The 24,731-nt window shown below is 41.9% G+C and carries 25 protein-coding genes; 23 read left to right on the top strand and 2 right to left on the bottom strand.

Going from position 1 to position 24,731, the window contains the following annotated elements; translation table 11 throughout:
• Positions 1 to 675: 675 nt before the first annotated feature.
• The 22 genes from AC58NB_RS00850 (at position 676) to fabZ (ending at position 22,091) form a co-directional block, all read left to right on the top strand.
• Positions 676 to 1,056 carry an NADH-quinone oxidoreductase subunit A gene (locus AC58NB_RS00850; RefSeq protein WP_497424911.1) on the top strand — a complete coding sequence of 127 codons (381 nt, stop codon included), beginning with the start codon at positions 676 to 678 and terminating at the stop codon, positions 1,054 to 1,056.
• Positions 1,047 to 1,559 carry a NuoB/complex I 20 kDa subunit family protein gene (locus tag AC58NB_RS00855; protein ID WP_497424912.1) on the top strand — a complete coding sequence of 171 codons (513 nt, stop codon included), beginning with the start codon at positions 1,047 to 1,049 and terminating at the stop codon, positions 1,557 to 1,559. The genes AC58NB_RS00850 and AC58NB_RS00855 overlap by 10 nt, the downstream gene beginning before the upstream one ends.
• Positions 1,560 to 2,981, top strand: coding sequence for an NADH-quinone oxidoreductase subunit C (locus AC58NB_RS00860; protein ID WP_497424913.1), 1,422 nt, complete (start codon positions 1,560 to 1,562; stop codon positions 2,979 to 2,981).
• A 6-nt stretch (positions 2,982 to 2,987) separates the two neighbouring features.
• On the top strand, positions 2,988 to 4,088 hold the full coding sequence (locus AC58NB_RS00865) for an NADH-quinone oxidoreductase subunit D (protein ID WP_497424914.1): 1,101 nt from the start codon (positions 2,988 to 2,990) through the stop codon (positions 4,086 to 4,088).
• Entirely contained in the window at positions 4,088 to 5,089 is a 1,002-nt protein-coding gene (nuoH, locus tag AC58NB_RS00870; RefSeq protein ID WP_497424915.1) for an NADH-quinone oxidoreductase subunit NuoH, read from the top strand. The genes AC58NB_RS00865 and nuoH overlap by 1 nt, the downstream gene beginning before the upstream one ends.
• Positions 5,090 to 5,119: 30 nt before the next feature.
• Positions 5,120 to 5,536 (top strand): NADH-quinone oxidoreductase subunit NuoI, encoded by a 417-nt coding sequence (nuoI, locus tag AC58NB_RS00875; RefSeq protein ID WP_497424916.1) that lies wholly within the window; start codon positions 5,120 to 5,122, stop codon positions 5,534 to 5,536.
• Entirely contained in the window at positions 5,536 to 6,090 is a 555-nt protein-coding gene (locus AC58NB_RS00880; protein ID WP_497424917.1) for an NADH-quinone oxidoreductase subunit J, read from the top strand. Before nuoI ends, AC58NB_RS00880 begins: the two co-directional genes overlap by 1 nt.
• Positions 6,087 to 6,401 (top strand): NADH-quinone oxidoreductase subunit NuoK, encoded by a 315-nt coding sequence (gene nuoK / locus AC58NB_RS00885; protein ID WP_497424918.1) that lies wholly within the window; start codon positions 6,087 to 6,089, stop codon positions 6,399 to 6,401. Before AC58NB_RS00880 ends, nuoK begins: the two co-directional genes overlap by 4 nt.
• A 68-nt stretch (positions 6,402 to 6,469) precedes the next feature.
• Entirely contained in the window at positions 6,470 to 8,335 is a 1,866-nt protein-coding gene (nuoL, locus tag AC58NB_RS00890) for an NADH-quinone oxidoreductase subunit L (RefSeq protein ID WP_497424919.1), read from the top strand.
• On the top strand, positions 8,332 to 9,849 hold the full coding sequence (locus tag AC58NB_RS00895; RefSeq protein ID WP_497424920.1) for an NADH-quinone oxidoreductase subunit M: 1,518 nt from the start codon (positions 8,332 to 8,334) through the stop codon (positions 9,847 to 9,849). Before nuoL ends, AC58NB_RS00895 begins: the two co-directional genes overlap by 4 nt.
• 7 nt (positions 9,850 to 9,856) lie before the next feature.
• Positions 9,857 to 11,377 carry an NADH-quinone oxidoreductase subunit NuoN gene (nuoN, locus tag AC58NB_RS00900; protein WP_497424921.1) on the top strand — a complete coding sequence of 507 codons (1,521 nt, stop codon included), beginning with the start codon at positions 9,857 to 9,859 and terminating at the stop codon, positions 11,375 to 11,377.
• A 348-nt stretch (positions 11,378 to 11,725) separates the two neighbouring features.
• Positions 11,726 to 11,959: a DUF1146 family protein gene (locus tag AC58NB_RS00905; RefSeq protein ID WP_497424922.1), complete on the top strand. Its 234-nt coding sequence runs from the start codon at positions 11,726 to 11,728 to the stop codon at positions 11,957 to 11,959.
• An 88-nt stretch (positions 11,960 to 12,047) separates the two neighbouring features.
• A complete protein-coding gene (locus AC58NB_RS00910) occupies positions 12,048 to 12,758 on the top strand; it encodes a YwmB family TATA-box binding protein (protein WP_497424923.1) in 711 nt (236 codons plus the stop codon).
• Between the two features lie 32 nt (positions 12,759 to 12,790).
• On the top strand, positions 12,791 to 14,089 hold the full coding sequence (murA, locus tag AC58NB_RS00915) for a UDP-N-acetylglucosamine 1-carboxyvinyltransferase (RefSeq protein WP_497424924.1): 1,299 nt from the start codon (positions 12,791 to 12,793) through the stop codon (positions 14,087 to 14,089).
• A 662-nt stretch (positions 14,090 to 14,751) separates the two neighbouring features.
• Entirely contained in the window at positions 14,752 to 15,771 is a 1,020-nt protein-coding gene (gene spoIID, locus AC58NB_RS00920; protein ID WP_497424925.1) for a stage II sporulation protein D, read from the top strand.
• A 486-nt stretch (positions 15,772 to 16,257) separates the two neighbouring features.
• Complete coding sequence (gene spoIIQ, locus AC58NB_RS00925) at positions 16,258 to 17,097, top strand: stage II sporulation protein SpoIIQ (protein ID WP_497424926.1); 840 nt, start codon at positions 16,258 to 16,260, stop codon at positions 17,095 to 17,097.
• A gap of 348 nt (positions 17,098 to 17,445) precedes the next feature.
• Positions 17,446 to 17,712 carry a sporulation transcriptional regulator SpoIIID gene (spoIIID, locus tag AC58NB_RS00930; protein ID WP_139892089.1) on the top strand — a complete coding sequence of 89 codons (267 nt, stop codon included), beginning with the start codon at positions 17,446 to 17,448 and terminating at the stop codon, positions 17,710 to 17,712.
• 190 nt (positions 17,713 to 17,902) lie between these two features.
• Positions 17,903 to 18,907: a rod shape-determining protein gene (locus AC58NB_RS00935; RefSeq protein WP_497424927.1), complete on the top strand. Its 1,005-nt coding sequence runs from the start codon at positions 17,903 to 17,905 to the stop codon at positions 18,905 to 18,907.
• Positions 18,908 to 19,069: 162 nt separating this feature from the next.
• Positions 19,070 to 19,909, top strand: a complete 840-nt coding sequence (locus AC58NB_RS00940) for a flagellar hook-basal body protein (protein ID WP_497424928.1) — start codon at positions 19,070 to 19,072, stop codon at positions 19,907 to 19,909.
• 38 nt (positions 19,910 to 19,947) lie between these two features.
• Entirely contained in the window at positions 19,948 to 20,793 is an 846-nt protein-coding gene (locus AC58NB_RS00945; protein WP_497424929.1) for a flagellar hook-basal body protein, read from the top strand.
• 12 nt (positions 20,794 to 20,805) lie between these two features.
• Complete coding sequence (locus AC58NB_RS00950; RefSeq protein WP_497424930.1) at positions 20,806 to 21,084, top strand: DNA-directed RNA polymerase subunit beta; 279 nt, start codon at positions 20,806 to 20,808, stop codon at positions 21,082 to 21,084.
• 575 nt (positions 21,085 to 21,659) lie between these two features.
• On the top strand, positions 21,660 to 22,091 hold the full coding sequence (gene fabZ / locus AC58NB_RS00955; protein WP_497424931.1) for a 3-hydroxyacyl-ACP dehydratase FabZ: 432 nt from the start codon (positions 21,660 to 21,662) through the stop codon (positions 22,089 to 22,091).
• 70 nt (positions 22,092 to 22,161) lie between these two features.
• On the opposite strand, the gene AC58NB_RS00960 is transcribed toward fabZ, so the two are convergent.
• The gene (locus AC58NB_RS00960; RefSeq protein ID WP_497424932.1) at positions 22,162 to 23,214 is read right to left on the bottom strand and encodes an SDR family oxidoreductase; all 1,053 of its coding nucleotides are present in this window, start codon (positions 23,212 to 23,214) and stop codon (positions 22,162 to 22,164) included.
• 443 nt (positions 23,215 to 23,657) lie between these two features.
• Between AC58NB_RS00960 and AC58NB_RS00965 the strand changes: the two genes are divergently transcribed.
• Positions 23,658 to 24,050, top strand: coding sequence for a hypothetical protein (locus AC58NB_RS00965; RefSeq protein ID WP_497424933.1), 393 nt, complete (start codon positions 23,658 to 23,660; stop codon positions 24,048 to 24,050).
• Between the two features lie 37 nt (positions 24,051 to 24,087).
• Here AC58NB_RS00965 and AC58NB_RS00970 read toward each other — a convergent pair whose 3' ends face one another.
• On the bottom strand, positions 24,088 to 24,519 hold the full coding sequence (locus AC58NB_RS00970; protein WP_497424934.1) for a YwpF family protein: 432 nt from the start codon (positions 24,517 to 24,519) through the stop codon (positions 24,088 to 24,090).
• Between the last annotated feature and the right edge of the window lie 212 nt (positions 24,520 to 24,731).

The following is a 24,731-nucleotide window of genomic DNA, read 5'->3' on the forward strand; positions in this document are numbered from 1 at the left end:
CATTCGTGAAATATATATAAAGTATGTGGGATGTTTGTTTGGGTGAGAGCGGAAGTGAAGTTGGATTGTGGATGGGGAAGCGCCTATACCTTGCCTATGCTCGGGCTATAGGACGGCTATGGTAGGGCAAAGACCTGTCAAAGGCGGGTGAAAGCCAGGGAAAAGAGACTATCCCCTGGCTATGCTCGGGCTATGAGTCGGCTATGGTAGGGTAAAGGCCTGTCAAAGGCGGGTGAAAGCCAGGGAAAAGAGACTATCCCCCGGCTATGCTCGAGCTATGGAGTGGCTATGATAGGGCAAAGGCCTGTCAAAGGCGGGTGAAAGCCGTGGTAAAGAGACTATTCCCGGGCTATGCTCGGGCTATGAGACGGCTATGATAGGGCAAAGGCCTGTCAAAGGTGGGTGAAAGCCGAGGAAAAGAGACTATTCCCGGCCTATGCCCGGGCTATGGGTAGGCTATGGTAGGGTAAAGGCCTGTCAAAGCCTGGTAAAAGCCAGAGCAAAGCGTCCATCTCCTCCCAGCCGATAAATACAAGTTACGCAATTTATAAAAATACATTCTAAAAGAGTGGTATGACCATAGTCACCGCATGAATCGACACGTATATTCGCCGATGATATAATGTATACGGTTACATATGGGATATTTTGATAATTTTAGAAGGAAAATGGGGGATGAGAGTGGCATCACTACATTGGTATCAGAACAATTATTTAATCGTTCTGGTTTTTTTATGCCTTGGTATCTTACTTCCGATCGTAGCACTGTCTTTGGGAAAGGTATTAAGACCTCACAAACCTACCGATGCAAAAGGTGCAACATATGAAAGTGGGTTGGAACCCTTTCATGATTCGCGGGTTCAATTTAATGTACGCTATTATATTTTTGCGCTGTTGTTTGTTTTATTTGATGTGGAGACTGTATTTCTTTATCCGTGGGCCGTAGCCTATGACAAATTGGGCGTATTTGCACTGATTGAGATGTTCATTTTTGTATTGATGCTTGTGCTTGGCTTACTCTATGCCTGGAAAAAGAAGGTGCTGAAATGGAATTAAAGTTGGATGAGCTATCTCCACGTGAAGTGGATGAATTACAGCGTACAATATTTTTCGCAACTTTAGAGCAAGTAAAGGGATGGGCGAGAGGAAACTCATTATGGCCACTTACTTTTGGACTGGCGTGCTGCGCAATTGAAATGATGGCGGTGGGTTCTTCACATTATGATGTCGATCGGTTTGGTTCCTTTTTTCGGACGTCACCTCGTCAATCTGACGTTATGATTGTCTCTGGAACAGTAACGAAGAAAATGGCTCCTATTTTAAGAAGGCTCTATGATCAAATGCCTGAACCAAAATGGGTGATTGCCATGGGTTCGTGTGCGACTGCAGGAGGTCCATATGTGCGTTCCTATAGTGTCGTGAAGGGAGTCGACCAAATTGTGCCGGTCGATGTCTATATACCCGGTTGTCCCCCAAATCCTGCTGCGCTGATATATGGCATAAATAAATTAAAAGAGAAGATTAAATATGAAGCGAAAACTGGGAAGCGGGTGTTGTAGTTGAGCGAAAAAGACTTATCCCAGCAAAAAAAAGATGCAGCAGAAAAGGCAAAAGAAACAGCGAAACGAAAGCTTGCTGAAAAACAATCCTCAGAACAATCTACTCAAACAGATTCCCAACAAGATAAAGATGAAATCGCTCTCGCTAAAGCAAAAGCGGCAGCCGTGGCAAAAGCGAAGGCGGCTGCGCTGGCCGAGCAAAAACGGACAGAGGGAGAAGGAGACTCCCAGTCGGCCCTATCCGCATCACCAGAAAAACCGGACAAAGAAAAAGCAATCGCTCTCGCTAAAGCAAAAGCGGCAGCAGCGGCAAAAGCGAAGGCGGCTGCGTTGGCCAAGCAAAAACGGACAGAGGGAGAAGGAGATTCCCAGTCAGCCACATCCGATTCACCAGAAGATACGGACAAAGAAAAAGCAATCGCCCTCGCCAAAGCAAAAGCGGCAGCAGCGGCAAAAGCGAAGGTAGCTGCGCTGGCCAAGCAAAAACGAACAGAGGAAGAAGGGGAGTCCCAATCGGCCCCATCCGATTCACCAGAAGATACGGACAAAGAAAAAGCAATCGCCCTCGCCAAAGCAAAAGCGGCAGCCGCGGCAAAAGCAAAGGCAGCTGCCATAGCCAAGCAAAAGCGAACAGAGGGAGAAGGAGATTCCCAGTCAGCCCCATCCGCATCACTAGAAGAAGTGGACAAAGAAAAAGCAATCGCCCTTGCTAAAGCAAAAGCGGCAGCAGCGGCAAAGGCAAAGGCGGCCGCGCAGGCCAAGCAAAAACGGAGAGAGGGAGAAGGAGATTCCCAGTCAGCCACAGCCTTATCACCACAAGAAACAGACAAAGAAAAAGCGAAAGCAATTGTAGTAGCAAAGGCAAAAGCAGCTGCGGCCGCTAAAGCCAAGGTAAAAATGACAGAAAAACCTTCTACTCCAACACCAGAAGAAGCACCATCACCAAATCAATCTCAGCTAGATTTATATAAAACTACCCTGGAAATCAACATAGGCTCAGATAGTTTAGAAGATGCCTATATTAATAAGCTTTCCAAAGATGTGCCTACAATCGTGGTAAAAAGGGAGGCGTACTATAAAACACTTGAGCTTTTACGAAAAAATGAGCAGTTGAAATTTAATTATTTATCGGAAATTCACGGAACGGACTTTATTACCCATTTCGAGGTATATTTATATTTGTATTCTTTTCCATATCAGCGTGATATTGTCATTAAAGTGAAGCTGGATCGTGATCAACTTGAGTTGGAATCTGTTGTCCCGTTATGGACAGGTGCAAATTGGGCAGAGTCTGAAATATACGACTTACTCGGAATCACCTTTACAGGCCATCCGAATTTAGAGCGTATCTTTCTCGGGGAAGACTGGGTTGGTCATCCACTGCGTAAGGATTATGAGCAGTATGATGATGTGGAGGTGTAGAGGGATATGATTCGAACGGAAGAAATGCTGTTGAATGTAGGACCTCAGCATCCAAGTACACATGGTGTCCTGCGGATTGTCGTAAAAATTGATGGGGAAATCATTACAGAAGCGAAGCCGGTGATTGGCTATTTACATAGAGGAACAGAAAAACTGGCAGAAGATCTGCAATACACGCAAATTATCCCCTACACAGACCGGCTTGATTATTTATCAGCAATGACCAATAACTATGTGCTGTGTCATGCGGTCGAAACGATGATGAAGATTGCAGTGCCGGAACGAGCTGAATATTTAAGGGTCATGGCCATGGAGCTCGGCCGGATTTCGAGTCATCTTGTCGCATGGGGGACATTCGTGCTGGATTTGGGAGCGACCAGCCCCTTTATCTACGCTTTCAGGGAAAGAGAAATGATTCTTAATTTCCTAAACGAGCTCTCGGGGGCCAGGTTGACTTTTAATTATATGCGTGTAGGCGGTGTGAAATGGGATGCCCCGGATGGATGGATCCAAAAGGTTGCTGACTTTATTCCATATATGCGTGAACAGCTGGAGGGCTATCGGGAGCTGGTCAGCGGAAATGAAATCTTTTTAACTCGTGTAAAAGGCATCGGAATTTACTCGGCTGATGAAGCGATTGACTACTCATTGAGCGGGCCCAATTTACGCTGCACGGGCGTAAAACAGGACTTACGCAAGACGGCGCCATACTCCATTTATGATCGATTTGATTTCAGAATTGTTACACGTGAAACAGGCGATGTGTTATCGAGATATGAGATTCGACTTGATGAAATAGAAGAATCCTTGAAAATTCTCGAGCAATGTATCGAGCAATTTCCGTCCAATGGTCTCATTCTGGCGAAGGTTCCTAAAATAATTAAACCGCCAAAAGGAGAAGGATTTGTCCGGATTGAATCACCACGTGGGGAAATTGGCTGTTATATCGCGAGTGATGGAAAAAAAGAACCGTATCGACTTAAATTTAGACGTCCATCTTTTTACAATCTGCAAATTCTGCCGAAATTATTAAAAGGGGAGAACATAGCCAATTTAGTTGCCATATTGGGTGCAATTGATATCGTCCTTGGGGAGGTTGATGGGTAATGATTCAGGATTTACTTACCTCAACTCCGAGCTGGAGCTCCGTAGCTATATTTGCAGGTTCGGCGATTGTTCTGATGTTCGTCATTCTGGGCTTTGTGACATTTGCGATTTTGGCAGAGAGGAAGGTAATGGGTTATATGCAGTTGCGCCATGGCCCTAATCAACTTGGGGGGAAATGGGGGTTGCTGCAAACTGTCGCCGATGTCCTTAAATTATTGCTTAAGGAAGATACAATCCCGAATCAGGCGGATAAACCATTATTTAAATTAGCTCCCTTTATCGCCTTCGCACCAGCCATGGCAGTTGTCGCCGTATTGCCCTTTACAGAAGCTCTTCAATTTGCAGATCTTGGCGTAGGGCTGCTTTATTATATTGCGGTGTCAGGAGTTAGTACGGTCGGGATATTGGCAGCCGGATGGGCGTCCAATAATAAATACTCTCTCCTTGGCGGAATGCGTGCAGGGGCCCAAATGATTTCCTATGAAGTGCCGCTCGTCATGTCGGTCATCGGGATCATTCTGTTAACAGGCAGTCTCAATTTAAATGACATTGTCGAAGGTCAATCCGGTGTTTGGAATATTATCCGTCAGCCGATTGCGTTTGTTGTCTTTTTAATAGCAGCAGTAGCGGAATTAAATCGTGTTCCCTTTGATTTATCAGAGGCTGAATCGGAGCTAGTCGCCGGCTTTCATGTGGAATACTCGGGCTTCAGGTGGGCATTCTTTATGCTCTCAGAGTATGTGTATATGTTTGCCATGGCCACATTGGCAGTGATCCTGTTTTTTGGAGGATGGCAGCCGCTTCCGTTCCTTGAATGGATTCCAGGTGCCATATGGTTCAGCTTAAAATGGTTTGCGGTCACCTTTTTCCTGATCTGGATTCGTGTGACGTTTCCGCGTTTACGGGCAGACCATTTAATGGAGTTTGGCTGGAAGGTGTTACTGCCGATTGCCTTGATTAATATTTTCATAACCGCCTTAGTTATCAAAATCGTCGCCTAGATTGAGAGATTACTAGAGGGAGGGAGAAAAATGTTCGGTTTAGCTAAGGGACTGAAGTACACGTTGAAAAATCTCACTCGTGAAAAAGTAACCTACGATTATCCAAACAAGTCGATTATGGTACCCGACCGTTTCCGGGGCATTCAAAAATTTTATCCCGAAAAATGTATTGTATGCAATCAATGTATGAATATCTGCCCTACAGACTGTATTCATCTGACAGGCAGTAAACATCCTGACCCTACTAAAAAAGGCAAAATCATCGACACCTATGACATCAATTTTGAGATTTGTATTTTATGTGATCTATGTACAGAGGTCTGTCCAACAGAAGCCATTGTCATGACCAATAATTTTGAACTGGCAGAGTATAGCCGAGACGAGTTATTTAAGAACCTAGAATGGCTTGATGAAAATGATGAAAACATTCGAAAGGTGAATCAATAATGAGCGGAGAAATGGCGGCATTCATTGTGCTAGCGTTAATAGCAATTTGCGGCGCTGTGCTGATGATTCATTTAACAAAGGTCATGCATATGATGGTGGCGCTTGTGTTTACCTTCATCAGCATCGCCGGAATCTATATTTTACTGTCAGCAGAGTTCGTGGCGGTGGTCCAGATCATGATTTATTCTGGAGCCATCACAATTATTATGCTTTTTGGGATTATGCTGACCAAACATCGCGACCCAAGTGTATCGAAGGCAGGCATATGGAGAAAAGCCTTTATTATAATCGGAATTTTAGGATTTGCAGGTGCCGTCTATGCAGGCATTTATAATTTAAACTTTACAGAAATCGTCCAAACAGGCGCCGGTGATTCTAATGTGGTCAACCAACCGAGCACCTTGCACAGTAATAATACGGAGAAAATTGGACTCGCAATCTTTACGAAATTTGTGATTCCATTTGAGCTTGTTTCTGTATTGCTGTTGGTTGCCTTAGTTGGTGCTGTGGTGCTGGCAAGAAAAGATGATCAAAAGGAGGATGAGGAAAAATGAGTGCTGTTCCGCTTCCTGCTTATTTAACACTGGCATTAACCCTATTTTGCATAGGGCTTTATGGAGCTCTAACTAAGCGTAATACCATCATTGTTCTTGTATCAATTGAATTAATGCTAAATGCGGTGAATATTAATCTGGTCGCCTTTAGCAAGCTCGGACCGGCGCCTGCGATTACCGGGCAAGTATTTGCTCTGTTTGCCATCGCAGTGGCAGCCGCTGAAGCTGCAGTAGGCCTGGCGATTTTATTCTCGCTTTACCGGAATCGTAAGACCGTCCATATCGATGAAATGGATACATTGAAAAATTAACGTCAACGGATAATCTCGTATTGAAGAGGCGGAACTCCTAATCTTCAATCGTAAGGGGAAATGTTACTATGATGAAACTTGTATGGGTCATCCCTCTTTTCCCGCTCTTGTCCTTTGTTCTTTTGCTTGTGATAGGAAAGAGGCTGAAGGCTTCGAGCGCGTATATAGGGATTGGCTTCACGTTTCTTACCTTTTTTTCCTCCCTGCTGGTTCTCTTTGCCCGCTTTCAATCACCAAACTATCGCGCAGTGGTGGATTGGTTAAACATTGGCGAGACAAGAGTGAAAATGGGAGTAGAGGTAAGCCAGCTAAATGCGTTAATGCTGGTGATTGTTTCACTTGTTAGCTTATTAGTACATATTTATTCAATTGGCTACATGCAAGGTGATCAAAGATTGCCCGTTTTCTTTGCTTACCTGGGACTATTTACGTTTGCCATGCTGGGCCTGGTGGTTTCACCGAATCTCCTTCAGCTCTATATATTTTGGGAATTGGTCGGGTTGGGATCCTTCCTATTAATCGGATTTTATTTTTACAAGGATGCCGCACGGCGCGCAGCGAAAAAGGCGTTCATCATGACTAGAATTGGAGATATCGGCCTTTTGATCGGCATCATCCTCTTATTTTGGAAAACGGGAAGCTTCGAATACGGAGTTATTTTCTCAGCCGTAGAAAATGGGGATATGACACCAGGCTGGATGACAACCACTGCTTTGTTGATCTTTATTGGTGCCATCGGGAAATCCGGACAATTTCCTTTGCACACATGGCTGCCTGATGCGATGGAAGGCCCGACTCCTGTATCAGCGTTAATCCATGCCGCTACGATGGTGGCAGCAGGTGTCTATTTAGTAGCGACCATGTTTCCTTTGTTCGCAGCGAGCGAAACTGCCTTGCTGACAGTAGCGATTATAGGTGCCTTTACCGCCATCTTTGCCGCGATCATTGCCACGGTCCAAAAGGATATTAAGCGGATTTTGGCTTATTCAACCATTAGCCAGCTTGGCTATATGATGTTGGCGCTCGGAACGGCAGGCTATGTAGCAGGCGTATTTCATTTAACCACACACGCCTTTTTTAAAGCCCTCTTATTCCTGGCCGCCGGCAGCGTGATTCATGCCGTTCACACCCAGAATATCGACGAGATGGGTGGCTTGTGGAAAAAATTAAAGCGTACCGGGCCACTATTTCTAATTGGAACTTTGGCCATTACAGGATTTCCATTCTTCTCCGGATTCTTTAGTAAGGACGAAATTCTTGTATCTGTTTGGGCGAGCGGCCATTATGTCCTATTTATTCTCGCTTTGTTAACGGCTATTTTAACGGCCTTCTATATGTTCCGTCTTTTCTTTCTTGTGTTCACTGGGCCTTCCCGACATGAAACAATGGACGTGCAGGAATCACCTCGTTCTATGACTGTTCCGATGATGATCCTGGGTGCTCTTTCAATCTTCGCCGGCTACATGAACACTCCTTGGTTTGGCACATTTCTTGGAGACTGGCTGGTTGAAGGGAATTCATATGTCGGCCACACGCATGCAGAGGGACCCATGTGGATTCCCATTGCAGCCACCTTTGCCTTTTTGATTGGGAGCGGAACAGCTTATGTGCTCTATCGAAAACAAGGTCGAGTTCGTGTGGAGGGGAAAGTGCCGAGACCGTTGTATCAATTGGCAGTTAATAAATTTTATGTAGATGAATTTTATACCTATACAATCGTACGTATCGTGAAATCCATAGGGGTTCTCCTCTCCTGGGTTGAAAAATATATCCTGCAAGGAATTTTGGCAACGGTTCATTACGTAGTCAATCTCGTATCGATCAAGGGTTCCCATGCCCATAATGGCCAAATGCAGATATACGGAACGATTGCCCTGCTTGGCCTGGCTGCTGTACTTGTGATCTTTGCCTGGACAGGGGGGTACGTCAGATGAATTCATCTATTCTTAGCTTGCTCGTTTTCTCCCCATTAGTAGGGATAGCCGGGTTGTTGTTTGTTTCGAGAGGAAATGAAAAAGCATTGAAACGATTGGGGTTGTTGGGAACCATTCCACCACTAATCTTTTCTTTTTATTTATATAGTCAATATTTATCAGGTGTAAAACTCACCACTTTTGCTGTTTTTCACAAGTGGTTTCAATTAGGAGATGGGGGAGCCAGACAAAGTCAATTATATGCAGTGCCTTTTGAGTTAGGGCTCAATGGGATTTCGCTTGTCATGGTCTTATTGACAGTTATTTTATGTACGCTCGCGGCTATTGCCTCTGTTCTTCAAATTAAAAAGGAATGGAAGGGCTATTTTATCCTGTTCCTCCTATTGGAGATGGGCATGCTCGGCGTCTTTCTGGCCCAGAACCTCATTTTATTTTTCCTCTTCTTCGAGGTTACATTGGTGGCTATGTTCTTTTTGGTGGGAAAATGGGGGTACTTTGACAAAGAGAAGGCCGCTTTTAGTTTCTTGATCTATAACGGATTAGGTTCATGTATTCTCCTGTTTGTAATCATGGTGCTTTTTGCAAGAACGGGGACAGCCAATATTGATATATTGGGACAAATCCTATCAGTGGGCGGCCAAACGCTGCTTGCCCCGATTAGCTCAGAATTAAAATATGTGCTCTTTGCTGGAATCATCCTTGCTTTTGGAATCAAGCTTCCCATTTTTCCATTCCACTCCTGGATGCTTAAAGTCCATGTGCAAGCTCCGCCGGCGATTGTCATGTTACATGCCGGTGTATTGTTGAAAATTGGTGCCTATGGGTTAATCAGATTTGGGATGGGATTGTTTCCGGCAGAATTTAAGGAGGTTTCCTTTCTCATTGCCTTGCTTGGCGTAATCAATCTCCTGTACGGAGCGTGGCTTGCTTTACGCCAGACTGACTTTAAGCTCGTGCTTGCGTATTCCTCTGTTTCTCATATGGGCATTGTTCTGATCGGGTTGGGTGCCTTAAATAAAGCGGGGATCCAGGGAGCTTTATTTCAAGCGGTATCTCATGGATTGATTGCGGCCTTGCTCTTTTTACTGGTCGGCTACCTTTATGAAAGAACCGGAACAACGGAACTGCATAAGCTTGGCGGATTGGCTAAATCGATTCCGGTTTTTTCAGGTATTTTACTAGCAGGCGGGATGGCATCACTCGGATTGCCGGGAATGTCCGGGTTTATCAGTGAGTTTATGGCATTCATGGGATTATTTCAAAATGCCCCCATCCTGGCTGCCGTCGGTACGTTGGGTCTTGTGTTGACCGCTGTATATGTGCTGCGCGCTGTTCTTACAATCACGTTTGGTGTTCAAAAGAATCAATTGCCTCTGGCAGATTTAAAATTAAGAGAAGCCGTTCCGGCCTATGTATTACTTGGCTTGATTATTTTGATCGGTATCTGTCCAGCTATTTTAGAAGGACCGCTACAGGCTGGAATGGCTGAAATGATAACTGGGATAGGGAGGTGATCGCCGTATGGACATGGAAACGTTACTGTCGATGAACTGGAATTTAATGATACCGGAATTTATCATTCTGGGTGCGGCGGTCATAATCTCCGTATTGGATTTATGCATGCCTAAACAATTTGCACGGAAGATACTTGGATGGTTTGCGTTTGGCAGTATTCTGTTGGCGATCATCTCGTTAATTGGCTTGATTGCGATGGATGCGGAATCCATTTTGTATGATACGTTTCGACTGGACTCCTTTGCCAAAGCGTTTAAGCTCATTCTCTTGATTGGATCGGCGTTCGTCATGGTACTGGCTGTTGAGCATAAGCCGAGAGCCGGAATGCAGCCATATCAGTCTGAATTTTATTATTTGTTCTTAACCGCTTTATTGGGTGCGATGTTCATGACATCAAGCGGAGATTTAATTACATTGTTTGTGGGGCTGGAACTCTTGTCCCTCTCGTCCTATATCCTGGCTGGAATGCAGAAAAATAACCAGAAATCTGCTGAAGCTTCTATGAAATATGTAGTCAATGGCGGGATTTCGACGGCCATTATCCTGTTTGCTCTGAGTTATTTGTATGGTGTAAGCGGTACGACTAATATTTTTGAAATCGGGAATTTATTTGCTACCCAGGAAAATCCGCAGCTTCAATATATTGCTGGCCTATCCTTCTTTATATTCGTGATTGGCATATCCTTTAAGCTGGCAACCGTACCATTTCATATGTGGGCTCCGGATGTATACGAGGGATCGCCGACGCCAGTTACTGCCTTTTTAAGTACCGTTTCTAAAGCAGCCGGCTTTGCGCTCTTCATACGTATTGTGGTTACAGTCTATTTGACAGCGACCATGGATGACATTGGATTCTTATCCATATTTACAGCCAACCAAAACTATCTGGCTGTCCTGGCCGCCATTACGATGATTGCCGGTAACCTAATTGCCTTAAGGCAAAAGAATCTAAAACGGATGCTTGCCTATTCGAGTATTGCCCATGCAGGATACTTGCTTGCAGCGGTGGCGGCCTTTGGAGAATACACGATTGAATCGGTCTGGTTCTATTTTGCCGCCTATAGTTTAATGATGACCGGTGCATTTGCTGTCATCCAATTGATTGCGGAAGGCAGGAAAACTGGAGATGAGGATCAATACATGCTTGCCGGTCTGTATAAGCGGTCACCTTTTTTGGCAGTCTCGATGAGTATCTTCATTCTTTCATTGGCAGGAATTCCGGGGACAGCGGGATTTATTGCAAAGCTGAATATATTTATGAACCTTTTTGCAAAAGAACATGGCCATTATGTGTTGGCGGGAATTATGTTAGTGACAACAGTGATTTCTTATATTTACTATTTCAGCCTCATCGCTCATTTATTTATGAGGCCGGGAGAAGAAACGAAAGTCAGAAGGAAACCAACTGTCATTCATTATGTGATCGGTCTCTGTGCAGGGGGATTGATCCTATTTGGTCTATTCCCTCACTACTTGCTCGATTTCTTCCACCAGAACTTTACGGATATATACCAAATGCTGAAATAGATTTTACATAACCAGGAGGTAAGCAGACCTCTTGGTTTTTTTATAGAAAGAATGAGCTTAACCATTTTTAGTAGAATAGAAGAGGTATTAAAACACAGGATTTTATAACCAATAAGTTCCTTTAATTTGTGAACTATTGAACATAGATATTTCCATTTATTTTTTGTAAAATAATAGGTGGTGTACTAGATATGAATGATGTTGAATAATGGGAAGAGAATATGGGTTAATCTGCACGTTGCTGACTTTTTTGTTAGAAATAGTCGATTATTTGTCTTAAAAGAGGAACCTTCCTTTTAAATATGTTACACTGTAAAAGTATATCTTTTTGTATGAAAGGAAAAGGTCATGAATTCATTCGGAATGCAAGCTTTACTCAGCATAGTGAGCCATTTATTTTTTATAGCAGTTACATGGTGGGCCTTACAAGCCTTACACTTTGATAAGTTGCTGAGAGCGGGAAGAGTTATTCAGGCAAGAGTACTGTATATTTTGCTGACCATTGCGATTGGCTCAGCTGTCAGTGGATTTTTCCTTGATTACTGGAGTTATGCTCAGCAATTAACGAATCTCTTTAATTAGTCACAGTTGTCAGAAAGTGACGAACAGATTTCGGTATGCGTAACAATCCCCAAGGTAAGACTAAAAGCAATAGGGGAGAGTGGCATACATGAAAAAAGCGATTCTTTTAATAATTGTTGGTTTGATGGTTTTATATGTAGGGAATAGGACGACAGAAGCTTTGGCTAAACCTGATTTGCTAATAATGGCAGAGGGCATAGAACATGTGGATCCAGCAGCAGAAATAACGGATTGGATGATTTTAGCCCGTGCAAATACGGATAAGCAATTCCCTGTCGTGACAGCTGACATACAGAATATACATACCAATTTTGTTTGGAAAGAAGACAAAAGCAGCAATGGAAAAACATTGGTTGGTACATATCTGGATGAAAAGTTGAATATTGCGTCTACCATTAAAATCATGTCCAGTGATTCACAAAAAACAGTTCTGATTTTTAGCATAGAAGGAACTGAGTGGACACCGGGACAGGTGGATTTTATTCAGAACTGGCTCAAAACTGGGACAAAGGGCGTATTTAAGGACAAACCCCTATATTTCTCTTGTATCAAAGGGATAACCGGTGCTAATATGAATAAGGTCTTACTAAAAAACTGGATGAATGAATTTGAAGCAAAGTCAATGGAACGTGCAATAGAGAGTAATTTTATTTCTGTTGCTACAAAGAGCAAACAATTTACAAATAATCTGACCAATGGAGTAAACCTCCAACTGGCCTTTCGTGAACAAAAAGCGGATCGAATGGACAGTGGGATACAGTTTACGATTGGCACACCGATAATAGCATTTGAATACTAATATAGAGATATTGAACGCGGAGGGGAATAACTTTGGAAAAAATCATTGTCCGCGGCGGAAACAGGTTAGAAGGTACAGTTCGAGTAGAGGGTGCTAAAAACGCCGTTTTACCTGTATTAGCTGCAACATTATTAGCAAGTGAAGGAAAAAGCGTTCTTAAAGACGTTCCGGAACTATCCGATGTATATACAATAAATGAAGTAATTCGTAATTTAAATACAGAAGTTAAATTTAGCAATAATACTGTCACAGTGGATGCTTCAGGTCCATTAGCAGAAGAGGCGCCGTTTGAATACGTTCGTAAAATGCGTGCATCTGTTCTTGTTATGGGCTCATTATTGGCTAGAAACGGAAAAGCTCGCGTAGCTTTACCTGGCGGCTGTGCAATTGGTTCACGTCCGATCGATCAGCATTTAAAAGGATTTGAAGCAATGGGCGCTAAAGTAAAAGTCGGTAATGGCTTTATTGAAGCAGAGGTTGAAGGTCGTCTGAAAGGTGCAAAGATTTACTTGGACTTCCCAAGTGTGGGCGCTACTGAAAACATCATGATGGCTGCAGCATTAGCTGATGGTGTTACGATTTTGGATAACTGTGCAAAAGAACCTGAAATTGTTGACTTGGCGAACTATTTGAATAAAATGGGCGCTAAAGTTAAAGGTGCAGGAACAACTACAATCCGTATTGAGGGTGTAGAAAAACTTTATGGTACAGAACACCACATCATTCCAGACCGTATTGAAGCAGGTACTTTCATGGTTGCTGCTGCTATTACAGGCGGTAACGTGTTGGTACAAGGTGCTTTAATGGAACACTTATCTTCTCTTGTTGCCAAAATGGAAGAAATGGGTATTACAATCAAAGAAGAAAAAGACGGATTGCGTGTAATCGGATCAGAATCCATGAAAGCAGTGGATATTAAAACGATGCCGCATCCAGGATTCCCAACTGACATGCAATCTCAAATGATGGCATTATTGTTGCGTGCGAATGGAACGAGTATGATTACTGAAACTGTCTTTGAAAATCGCTTTATGCATGTGGAAGAGTTCCGCCGTATGAATGCTGATATCAAAATTGACGGCCGTTCTGTTATCATTTCTGGAGGAGCAAATCTTCAGGGAGCTGAAGTAGCAGCTACCGATTTACGTGCAGCAGCAGCCTTAATCTTATCCGGCCTTGTAGCTGACGGTGTTACTCGTGTAACAGAGCTTAAGCACTTGGATCGTGGATATGTGAATTTCCATGGTAAACTTGCTTCGCTTGGTGCAGATATTGAGCGTATTAATGAATCTGAACAGGCAGAAACAAAAGTTATTGCTGAAAACGCCTAAATGGTGATTGGAAAGCCAGACAGAAATGTCTGGCTTTTTTGTATTTCGTACTAGGGAGATGTACATGTTAAGAAGTTGCTTTGGAACCAAGCTGTCGTTTTTATTGTTATCCACAGCTATATAAACAAATTAACAACAAGTTATGCACAGTAAGTATATACTTATACACAGGTATATCCACATTTTTAAACTAAAAATAGGGTTTTAGAATTTTAAACCTATATTTATCAGGTTTTTAAGAGGAATTCATAAAAATTATTATTCAATTATGAGTTATGCACAGACTTATCCACATTGAGTGTGTTTCTGGGGAAAACTCTCTAAATAGTTTGAAAGTTTGGTAGAATGATATTAATTAGATGAAGGGAGAGTACAAGATTGAAAGAGATAAGTGTATCTACTATAATCAAAGTTATTTTAATTGTTTGTTTGGCGATTTTAATTTTTAAGGTGGCTAAAGTTTTATTGGATCTTTTGTTATTTGGACTTATTCTTTATATTTTATTTAGTCTTTACAGAAACTATGAGAAGAAAAAGAAGAATCGTCCTTAAAGCGAAAAAGATCATTCCTCTCTATATAAGTTATACACATATTCATAGTATTCAGTTCATACATATGAAGAGTGTTGGACAGTTTGACTGATTAGAGGGGAGACTAGTATATGAAGCATTGGAAGCCAATTATTTTTATCATTAGTCTGATAGCAGCCGTAACTATTATGATTCCCACCATCTTGGTCGCGCCTTTTAAGGAAGAAGAAGTGGAGGCTGAACAGCAGGTGTTAAAGGAACCAAAAAAGCAGGTGGAGAAAAAAGCAGAACTCCAAACAACAATTCAAGTTTACAGACATAGTCAAAAAAAGGTGGAAACAATTGACCTGGAGGATTATGTAGCTGGTGTAGTGGCGGCTGAAATGCCTGCTAACTTTGAATTAGAAGCACTAAAGGCTCAAGCGCTCACCGCCAGGACCTTCATTGTAAAGGCACTGACCGCTAAAACAAAGAAAGATATACCGGAGGGCGCCGATATAACGGATACCGTGAATGATCAGGTATATATGAATACCAAGGAGTTAAAGGTCTCCTGGGGTAATAAGTATCAAACGAATATGACAAGGATTAAGGAAGCTGTTTCAGCAACGAAAGGCCAGCTTTTAACCTATAATAAAGAATTAATAACTCCATCCTTTTTCTCGACGAGTAATGGGTATACAGAGAACTCAGAAGATTATTGGCCGAATGCCCTTCCCTATCTGCGCAGTGTGAAAAGTCCCTGGGATGAAAAATCTCCAAAATACTTAAGTCAAACAACCATCTCCTTATCAGAATTTGAACATCTCCTAAATGTTAAAATTGACAGCAATGAGGATGTAGGTAAAATCATTCAACGAACAGACGGAAATCGAATTGGAGAAATTGAAATAGGCGGTAAGCGCATGACAGGGAAGAAAGTAAGAGAATTACTCGGACTGAAATCAAGCGACTTCTCTTGGTACAAAAAAGGTGACCAGGTCATCATCACAACAAAAGGATATGGCCATGGGGTGGGAATGAGTCAGTACGGGGCAAATGGAATGGCGGAGTCCGGCAAATCTTACAAGGACATTATTGCTTATTACTATAAAGATGTAAAAATTTCAGAAGCAACCGCCTACTTGCCGACGTATACAGCGAAAAAATAAGATATTCAAAAAGATAGAGGAAACGAAACTGTTTTCTCTATCTTTTTTTGTGTCGATAGACAGGAGTGATCGTGTAAGGAATTGAATTTTATGTCGGATGGCAGGAAAGAGAGACTACTATCATGCATTTTTAATTCTACTAAGAAGGAAATCACTCTTTAATCCTTTCATAATCGATATTAATGAGTGAATTGATATCGTTGAGAGTGGGTTAGAGAGAAATGAACGATCATATAGAAGATCGAGCGAAAAAAAAGGGTCTTTGAGTGAGAGAGTAGAGGTAAGTAAATTCTCCAAGACTCTTGTGATCAGTCCAGAAATATCTATTATCATTGGAACAGGCCAATTTCTCTCAAACCGGCTGGGATCTAGTATAAAGAGATATACGATGAAATAATCATCGATTTATGCATAATTTAAGCTTATTTAACAAAAGATATAAATTTTTTCATCACCCATGTATATATTTTCTGAAAAGTGTTCAGAATGATGGCAGAGGTGATGAAAATGAGAGAGGAAGAAAAGAAACAATCTTCTCAGTCGAAAGTGAAAAGCATAATGAAAAAGCGTTGGTTCCTGCCGGCAGTCTATATTTTAAGTGCAGCTATCCTTTTGACAGGTGTTTTAGTGTATCAAGCACGAGATAATGAATTTTCGCAAGATCCATCTGAGAACAAACAAAACGTTACGTCTGAAAATAATGAGCCATCCATTGAAGTAAACAACTCGCTGGAAACATTCTCTATTCCAATGGCTGAAGCTGATTCTGCAGTCATTAAAAAGGAATTTTACGATGTGAATGGAGATACGAAGCAACAGGAGGCATCCCTGGTTGTCTACAATAATACGTATCAACCTAACACAGGGGTCGATTATGCCATGAAGGATGGGAAGGGCTTTGAGGTTACCGCAGCTATGAGCGGGAAAGTGAAAAGCGTACAAGAAGATGCATTGCTTGGTAATTTAGTTGTAATCGAGCATGAAAAAGGTGTAGAAACTCATTATTCTTCTGTAAAAGATGTTAAGGTAAAAGAAGGAGACACTGTTAAACAAGGTGAAACCGTTGCTGCCGGAGGGAAAAGTGCTATTAATGAAGAGGCTGGCACTCATGTCCATTTTGAAGTAAGAAAAGACAATGTGGCTGTTAATCCATTAGAGTATTTAGATAAACCGATCAGTTCACTGAAAGTGGAAAAAAAGGCAGTTGATACAAAAGATTCAGATTTAGCTGATCAAGAAAACGAAGAAGCAAATGAAGATCCAGAATCCAATCAAGGATCAGAAACAAATGAAGATCCAGAATCTAATCAAGAAACAGGTAACTAACCATACCAATGCCTTCAGACTGTTTTGTCTGGGGGCATTTTTTCGACGTATTGAGAGTTATTTCTCGGGAAATAGTGGGGGAAAATAGTTTGTCGAATTCATCTATATTCATTAAAAAATCGCAATAGTCATGTCCTTATTGTAGGTTTCATGCATAAAATTGGAACCAAGCTAATAAACTTTTACAAACCTGACACATAGAGAGTGCAAGAGGTGAGGACTCGTTAAATCCCAATAGGAATCCATGAAAAGGAATGACTCGTTTATATATAAAAATACATACGCAATGTTTTCAGCACAGCGAATCTCTACTTCGCACTTCTCAAAAAAATAGGGAGGGCGAGTGAATTGCACGATTACATCAAAGAAAGAACTATCAAGATTGGAAAGTATATCGTGGAAACGAGAAAAACAGTTCGCGTAATAGCGAAGGAGTTTGGTGTATCCAAAAGTACTGTCCATAAAGATTTGACTGAGCGACTGCCAGATATAAATCCGGAATTGGCTAATGAGGTCAAGGAAATACTTGATTATCATAAATCAATCAGGCATTTACGAGGCGGAGAAGCAACGAAACAGAAGTATAAAAAAACAGAGGAAGAACCGGTTCAGTAATTTGAATAAGGAGTAAGGGGCCGGGGAAGAATCAACGGCCTTTTAAATTTGTGTCAAATTACTCAGTCAGTTCCTATAAATACCAATTTTTTTGGTAACTTTGTTCCTTTTATTCTACAAAATATGATAAAATTTTTAATTAGTACAGTAGAAGGATACCGTAGTGTTCCTTGAGGAGGATTATTAGTTTATGTTTTCGAGAGATATTGGAATCGATTTAGGTACGGCGAACGTGCTTATCTACGTAAAGGGAAAAGGAATTGTGCTGAATGAGCCATCCGTTGTAGCCCTTGATAAAAATACAAACCGCGTATTAGCTGTTGGAGAAGAAGCCCGCCGTATGGTTGGACGTACACCAGGGCATATTGTAGCCATTCGTCCGTTGAAAGATGGCGTAATCGCTGACTTTGATGTAACAGAATCAATGCTAAAGTACTTTATTAACAAATTGGACGTTAAAGGATTCTTATCAAAACCACGTATCCTGATTTGTTGTCCAACAAATATTACAAGCGTGGAACAAAAGGCTATTCGTGAAGCAGCAGAGAAAAGCGGCGGCAAAAAGATCTATCTCGAGGAAGAACCAAAGGTAGCAGCAATTGGCGCGGGCATGGACATCTTCCAACCAAGCGGAAACATGGTCATTGACATAGGTGGAGGAACAACAGATATTGCGGTATTATCTATGGGCGATATAGTGACATCAGCATCCATAAAAATGGCTGGTGACAAATTTGATGCAGAAATCCTAAATTATATTAAGCGTACATATAAACTTTTAATCGGAGAGCGCACCTCTGAGGATATAAAAGTAAAAGTGGCGACCGTATTTAAAGATTCCCGTAATGAAACGATTGATATTCGCGGACGTGATATGGTATCAGGGCTTCCAAGAACGATCACTGTTGGTTCAAAAGAGATTGAAGAGGCTTTGCGTGAATCGGTCCAAGTCATTGTTCATGCAGCAAAATCTGTTTTGGAGCAAACGCCGCCAGAACTTTCTGCTGATATTATTGACCGCGGAGTGATTTTAACGGGTGGTGGTGCCCTTCTTCACGGTATGGATACGTTATTGGCTGAAGAATTAAAGGTGCCTGTGTTAATAGCAGAAAATCCGATGGACTGCGTAGCTTTAGGGACTGGTATGATGCTTGATAACATTGACCGCATTGCTGGGCGTCGTAAATTAATATAACAACTTAGACTAAGAAAAAGACTGGCTTTTTAGAGAAGCTGGTCTTTTTGTATAGATATGCACAAATCATGGCTAGACATTGATTTTTAGGAAAAAAGTCCGTATCTAATATAGGTGTTACCTATATAATGGTAATATGGGCATTTATTAGCCTATTTGGAGGTGGAGAAATTGTTTAAAGGATTTTATACGGCAGCATCCGGTATGCTCGCGCAACAGCGCAGAACGGAGCTCCTTTCCAATAATTTAGCAAATGCCAATACGGTCGGATATAAAGAAGATCAATCGAGTATACGCTCCTTTCCTGCTATGTTGCTTAGTAGTTATGAGAAAGTGAATCTTCCCGTTGAGTCCTTATCAATCAATAAATCGAAGTATGTGGGCTCCCTGAATACAGGGGTTTATTTACAAGAGACCATTCCAACATTTTCACAAGGAGATCTGAAGAAAACCGATAATAGTACCGATTTGGCCATTGTGGATCAGTCTATGCCTACGGATCCTGAAACGAATCAAACAGGTACTGTTCTATATACGATTGAAACGGCTGAGGGATTGAGATATACGAGAAACGGTAATTTTACCTTGGATGGTTCAGGGTATTTAACAACGTCGAATGGGTACTACGTCCTGAATGAGGATGGTGAGCGTATTCTTTTGAACTCCGAAAACTTTAGTATCAGCCCTGAGGGGGAGATATCTGAGGGAACGGTGGCAAACGGACGGATTGGAATCAGTTTTAGCGCGACTCCTTCTGCGCAGTTAATCAAGGAAGGCGATGGATTATACCGAATTAATGAAGGAGAACTACCTTCTGCCTATACAGTAGATAATGTTGAATTTGCGGTTCAACAAGGTTCCATTGAGCAGTCCAATGTAGATTCATCCAAAACGATGACGGATATGATGGCTGCCTATCGAACATTTGAAGCCAATCAAAAAATTGTGCAAGCCTATGATCAAAGCATGCAAAAAACAGTAAATGAAATAGGAAAGCTTTGATGGTTCTTTAGTTAATTGAAAAGGAGGTTAAATTTAGAATGAATCGAATGATGATCACCTCATCCAATACGATGGGGCAGCTACAAAAGAAACTTGAGACAGTTGCCAATAATATCTCAAATACATCAACGACTGGTTTTAAAAAGAAGGAAACCTATTTCTCAGACATGCTGGCTCAGGAATTCAATAATCAGGAGCGCGTGGAAAAAGAAAAAGGCCGATTAACCCCAAATGGAATTCGAGTAGGAGTGGGGGCTAAAATGAGCCAAGCTCAGTTGAATTTGGCGCAAGGCAGCCTGCAAAAAACAAATCGTGATCTGGATGTCGCTCTTACAAATGAGAATTTATTTTTCTCCATTCGTGCCATAGACGGAACTAGTAGAGAACAGCGCTTTACAAAAGATGGAGCTTTTTATCTGAGTCCAGTTGCTGCAGGTTCTGATCAATTGCGTTTAGTGACTTCCGACGGACATTTGGTAGTAGATGAAAATAACCAGGAAATTAGGATAAGTGGGACTCCGAACGAAATAAAGTTTACTGAGAATGGTCAACTGAATGTCTCGACTGAAAATGGGATGCAATCATTTAATCTGGGGATTGTCTCTGTGGAGAAGCCTCAATTTATGGAAACGAGAAGTAATAATACTTTCGCTCTCCCGAAAAATATGGCACAATTGGATGTAACAGAAAACGACATCTATACCCAACTAACTGGTGCTACGAGAGAGCAAATTTCCCTGATACAAGGGAATTTGGAGCAATCTAACGTCGATATGAGTACAGAGATGACAGAGATGATGCAAACTCAGAGGCTTTATCAGTTTCAATCGCGCACAGTTAGCATGGCCGATCAGATGATGGGATTGGTCAACGGTATTCGTTAAAGGAGTAAATGAATGCAAGCATTGGTTAAAAATAAGGGTGAGCAGGCGGCGTCTGAAAATCAGATAGAGAAAAAGAACCAGGATAAAGACCAAAAGGTCAGAATCCGGTTAGTGCCACTTTGGGCTCGTATTATAATCGTCCTTGTGCTCGTGATTATGGCACTCATTGGAGGAGCCATGATTGGATATTCAGTCATGGGTGATGGAGAAGCATTGGATGTATTTAAGAAATCTACATGGACCCATATTGGTGATCTTGTTAATAAAGGTACACCGGACCAAGGTAAATAATACGGGCAGGAAGGCAAAAAAGTACCCTTCCTGTTTTTTTATTTAAATATGGTGTGATGATTGGTTGGAGTGATAGGAGGGGTTTGGGGGAAGTGGCCATACCACGGTGTTTGCTCTTCATGAGTGCTTATTGATATGCTCTTTACGAGCTCATCTAAGTGCCTATCAAACCAGCCGTTTTAGCTTTTTATGTAATCCAGCTTCGACTCCTAGGAGCTCGAGTCATAAGCAAATACTCTGCGGGAGAAGAACCCTCCCTCCGAGTATTCGTCTTATGCTTGTCGCTCCTAAACCAGTCGTCTCAGCTTTTTAATCAATCCAGCTTCAGGGCCTAAGAGCTCAGGACATAAGCAAAGCACTGCGGGGGAGACCATCCCCTACGTGCCTTTGTCTTATGCTCCTCGCTCCTAAGCAAGGCCCTTCAGCTTTATACGCAATCCAGCTTCAGGGCCTAACCGCTCGAGTCATAAGTGTAGCTGCTGCGGGAGAGATAAAGCGCTCTCCCTACGCACCTCCTCTTATGCTTGTCGCGGCTGACCAAGGCCCTTCAGCTTTATAATTAAGGGGGATATATTATGTTAGATATTCAGCAGATTAAGGAGATTATTCCGCATCGGTATCCGTTTTTGTTGGTGGATCAGATTTTGGAGGTTGAGGAAGGGAAACGGGCAGTGGGTGTGAAGAATGTGACGGGGAATGAGGAGTTTTTTACTGGTCATTTTCCGGATTATCCAGTTATGCCGGGTGTGTTGATTGTGGAGGCATTGGCACAAGTTGGAGCGGTTGCTGTGTTGATTAAAGAGGAAAATCGGGGCAGGCTTGCGTTTTTTGCTGGAATCGATAAATGTCGCTTTAAAAGACAAGTGCGTCCCGGTGACCAGTTGCGTTTGGAAGTGGAATTAACCAGAGTGCGCGGGCCGATTGGCAAGGGATTAGGGAGAGCGACGGTTAATGGTGAGCTGGCTTGTGAAGCAGAAATCACATTTGCTCTAGGCGATCAACAATAGTAATATTTACGCATCGTGAAAAAGAATAAAATAAAGCAGAGGTCATTATAAAAATGATCTCTGCTTTTTGTTAGTCGTTATTCATGCATAACGACAAAAGACAAGCACCGATTCCAGCAACTATGGCTGAGGTAAGGAGAGGGTGTTTGGATGCTTTCACATAATAGCTTGTCTCTCTTATCCAGCCTTTGTTGGTGCCACGTTCATGCATTCCATATCCAGCTGTATACAAGGCGCTGTCATCCGGTGAATTGGATGGCCGATCATCATGCTGTGTATGGTACATGGTCTTTTCCATAAATTTATCGGTAAACTTAGGGGCAAACCTGCCAAGCATGGCCAAAAATTTAGCCTGAGACCCAACATACATATCTCGTTTTGGATGCTCTGCAGCGTAAAGGATTGCCTCGGCTACTGTTTCAGGTGCGTAAATCATGCCGATATGGGTTGGCTGTTTGTCCAGATAACTGCGGGCATGCTCATTGTAGGGGGTATCAATTCTCCCTGGATGTATGAGCGTAACTGAAATAGGGTCATTTTCCTTCTCCAATTCCATTCGTAAATTTTCCGTCCAGCCATGCAAGGCAAATTTAGCGGAAGAGTAGGTAGACTGTACGACTGTTCCTCGGTCACCAAAAAAGCTGCCGATATTGATAATAGCACCAGGGATGCCCCGGCTTTTATAATGTTCAACTGCAATTCTGGATCCATAAACGACGCCCCAAAAAACGGTATCAAACATTCGGCGCATATCCTGAATGCTGACTTCGGTTGTTTTTCCATAGATTGAGACGCCGGCATTGTTTACCCATGTATCAAAGCCACCAAAATATTCGATGGCTGTCTCTGCAATTTTTAAGACATCTTCTTCTACTCCTACGTCCGCTACAACCCACATTGCTTGATGGCCCTTGCCTTGTAATTCATTGACCAACTCTTTAAGTGCATTTTCATTACGAGCGGCTACTACGACCTTGGCACCTTTTTCGGCTGCCATACGTGCCGTGACAAGCCCAATTCCACTGGAGGCACCAGTAATAACGATTACCTGGTCTTTGAGCTCTTTCAGAGCAAGTCTTTTCATTGATAGGTCTTTGTAATGTTCGACTTTTGAAATTTCCATTGAAGTCCCTCCTCGTTAAACTAAAACCTTAAATTTTTTAGCCTTATAAAGTGCTTAGAATCATCAAAGGTTTTAGCTCCATTAGTATGAACGAATCGTTCAATAAAAATTAGAGTAAGCGGGACTTAAAAAGAGGAAAGACATTTGGTTACTTAGGACATTTAATTCGTTAAACTCTAACTGGCTATATGTAAGAAGTGAGGAACAGTAGCTAATTAAAAGGGAATTTACAGAAAAACGTTTAGAATTTACCTGAATGTGTTATTAAAGGAGTATAAGCTGGTGGATTTACGCCAGCACGTGGATAACCATATCACTTCTCCCTTTTTGACAGGTCCTTTTGGCAGGGGCCTGCTTTTTTTGGCACCTTCATAATCCGGCTTCTTCTGGGTACTCTAAAAGAGACCTGTTAAGGTCATAAAAGTATGAAAGGAGCATGCCGAATGCAGAAGTTTTATAAAGCGATTATGGGGGTTGCCCTGGCATCCGTGTTAATGGTGGGTTGTAATAATAACGATAATAATAACCCTCCTCCTGAAGATAACAATACGAATCAAGGGGAAAATAACAACGGCACCAATGGCAATAACAATAATGGTGTAGATACAAATCGCAGCACAGATGGAAATGGAATGAACGGAAATAATGGTACCAACGGTAATAATAATGGTACTAACGGTAATAATAGTGGGACTGATGGCACTATGAATGATAATAATAATTTAGATTCAGACATACAAAATGATACGGATGGCGTCCTAGATGATGCAGATCGCGATGCAAATGACATCCTTGATAACAACAATAACAACAAAAATAAAGATAAAAACAAATAACAAATAGGAGAACTGACGGGTTTTAGCCCGCCAGTTCTTATTTGTTTTTATATAAAACACCTTGTTCACGTAAACTTTCTTTAAAGGCTTGTTTTAATTCTTCTCCGTTGTATCCCTCATCAACTAACGTATCTAGTACGAATTCAGCGATTTCTCTTCTGCGATTGCGAATCTTTGCCCGTAACATGATGCTGACGAATTGATCCATTTTGCGGACAGCGGCAATGGTTGCGTTAAAGTAAGCGGGGATATTATCCTTCTTTGTGATGATACAGCTGACGGTAAACTCTTCAAGATCGGCAGTGATTTTTTCAAAATGTTCGAATTGATCGTAGTTAACACATGCCTCAATCAGCCAAGTGCTGGCCTCATTTTCTTTGTTAATAATTAATCCGTCCAAAAGTCGTAAATCTGTTGGATTCTGATTGTCTGGAAGTAACTGCAAGGAAACGAGCTTAAAGGTTTTCATCAACTTACCTCCAATGATTAGATTCGGGTACCTTAATTATAGCATGGAAAAAATAAGAAATAATACTTATTGTGTTTGTCGAAAGGTTTGCCAAATCATTCACAAACGTAAAAAATAAAATAAAAAGGCACCATTTAGTAGGATAAACAGAAAAAATATTAGAGAATTTCCATTCAAAGTTCCAAAGTCTCTTTTTTACTTTTAGTCGTCAA

Source organism: Pradoshia sp. TA40_28 (genome assembly GCF_059694525.1).

Excerpts from the sequence above, each read along its gene's own strand:
- fabZ (WP_497424931.1), top strand. The coding sequence starts at position 21,660 with ATGTTAGATATTCAGCAGATTAAGGAGATTATTCCGCATCGGTATCCG.
- nuoK (WP_497424918.1), top strand. The coding sequence starts at position 6,087 with ATGAGTGCTGTTCCGCTTCCTGCTTATTTAACACTGGCATTAACCCTA.
- spoIIQ (WP_497424926.1), top strand. The coding sequence starts at position 16,258 with ATGATGGCAGAGGTGATGAAAATGAGAGAGGAAGAAAAGAAACAATCT.
- AC58NB_RS00895 (WP_497424920.1), top strand. The coding sequence starts at position 8,332 with ATGAATTCATCTATTCTTAGCTTGCTCGTTTTCTCCCCATTAGTAGGG.
- nuoL (WP_497424919.1), top strand. The coding sequence starts at position 6,470 with ATGATGAAACTTGTATGGGTCATCCCTCTTTTCCCGCTCTTGTCCTTT.
- nuoI (WP_497424916.1), top strand. The coding sequence starts at position 5,120 with ATGTTCGGTTTAGCTAAGGGACTGAAGTACACGTTGAAAAATCTCACT.
- AC58NB_RS00945 (WP_497424929.1), top strand. The coding sequence starts at position 19,948 with ATGAATCGAATGATGATCACCTCATCCAATACGATGGGGCAGCTACAA.
- AC58NB_RS00970 (WP_497424934.1), bottom strand. The coding sequence starts at position 24,519 with ATGAAAACCTTTAAGCTCGTTTCCTTGCAGTTACTTCCAGACAATCAG.
- AC58NB_RS00880 (WP_497424917.1), top strand. The coding sequence starts at position 5,536 with ATGAGCGGAGAAATGGCGGCATTCATTGTGCTAGCGTTAATAGCAATT.
- nuoH (WP_497424915.1), top strand. The coding sequence starts at position 4,088 with ATGATTCAGGATTTACTTACCTCAACTCCGAGCTGGAGCTCCGTAGCT.
- nuoN (WP_497424921.1), top strand. The coding sequence starts at position 9,857 with ATGGACATGGAAACGTTACTGTCGATGAACTGGAATTTAATGATACCG.
- AC58NB_RS00965 (WP_497424933.1), top strand. The coding sequence starts at position 23,658 with ATGCAGAAGTTTTATAAAGCGATTATGGGGGTTGCCCTGGCATCCGTG.
- AC58NB_RS00935 (WP_497424927.1), top strand. The coding sequence starts at position 17,903 with ATGTTTTCGAGAGATATTGGAATCGATTTAGGTACGGCGAACGTGCTT.
- AC58NB_RS00905 (WP_497424922.1), top strand. The coding sequence starts at position 11,726 with ATGAATTCATTCGGAATGCAAGCTTTACTCAGCATAGTGAGCCATTTA.
- AC58NB_RS00865 (WP_497424914.1), top strand. The coding sequence starts at position 2,988 with ATGATTCGAACGGAAGAAATGCTGTTGAATGTAGGACCTCAGCATCCA.
- AC58NB_RS00855 (WP_497424912.1), top strand. The coding sequence starts at position 1,047 with ATGGAATTAAAGTTGGATGAGCTATCTCCACGTGAAGTGGATGAATTA.
- AC58NB_RS00950 (WP_497424930.1), top strand. The coding sequence starts at position 20,806 with ATGCAAGCATTGGTTAAAAATAAGGGTGAGCAGGCGGCGTCTGAAAAT.
- AC58NB_RS00910 (WP_497424923.1), top strand. The coding sequence starts at position 12,048 with ATGAAAAAAGCGATTCTTTTAATAATTGTTGGTTTGATGGTTTTATAT.
- AC58NB_RS00850 (WP_497424911.1), top strand. The coding sequence starts at position 676 with ATGAGAGTGGCATCACTACATTGGTATCAGAACAATTATTTAATCGTT.
- AC58NB_RS00960 (WP_497424932.1), bottom strand. The coding sequence starts at position 23,214 with ATGGAAATTTCAAAAGTCGAACATTACAAAGACCTATCAATGAAAAGA.
- spoIID (WP_497424925.1), top strand. The coding sequence starts at position 14,752 with ATGAAGCATTGGAAGCCAATTATTTTTATCATTAGTCTGATAGCAGCC.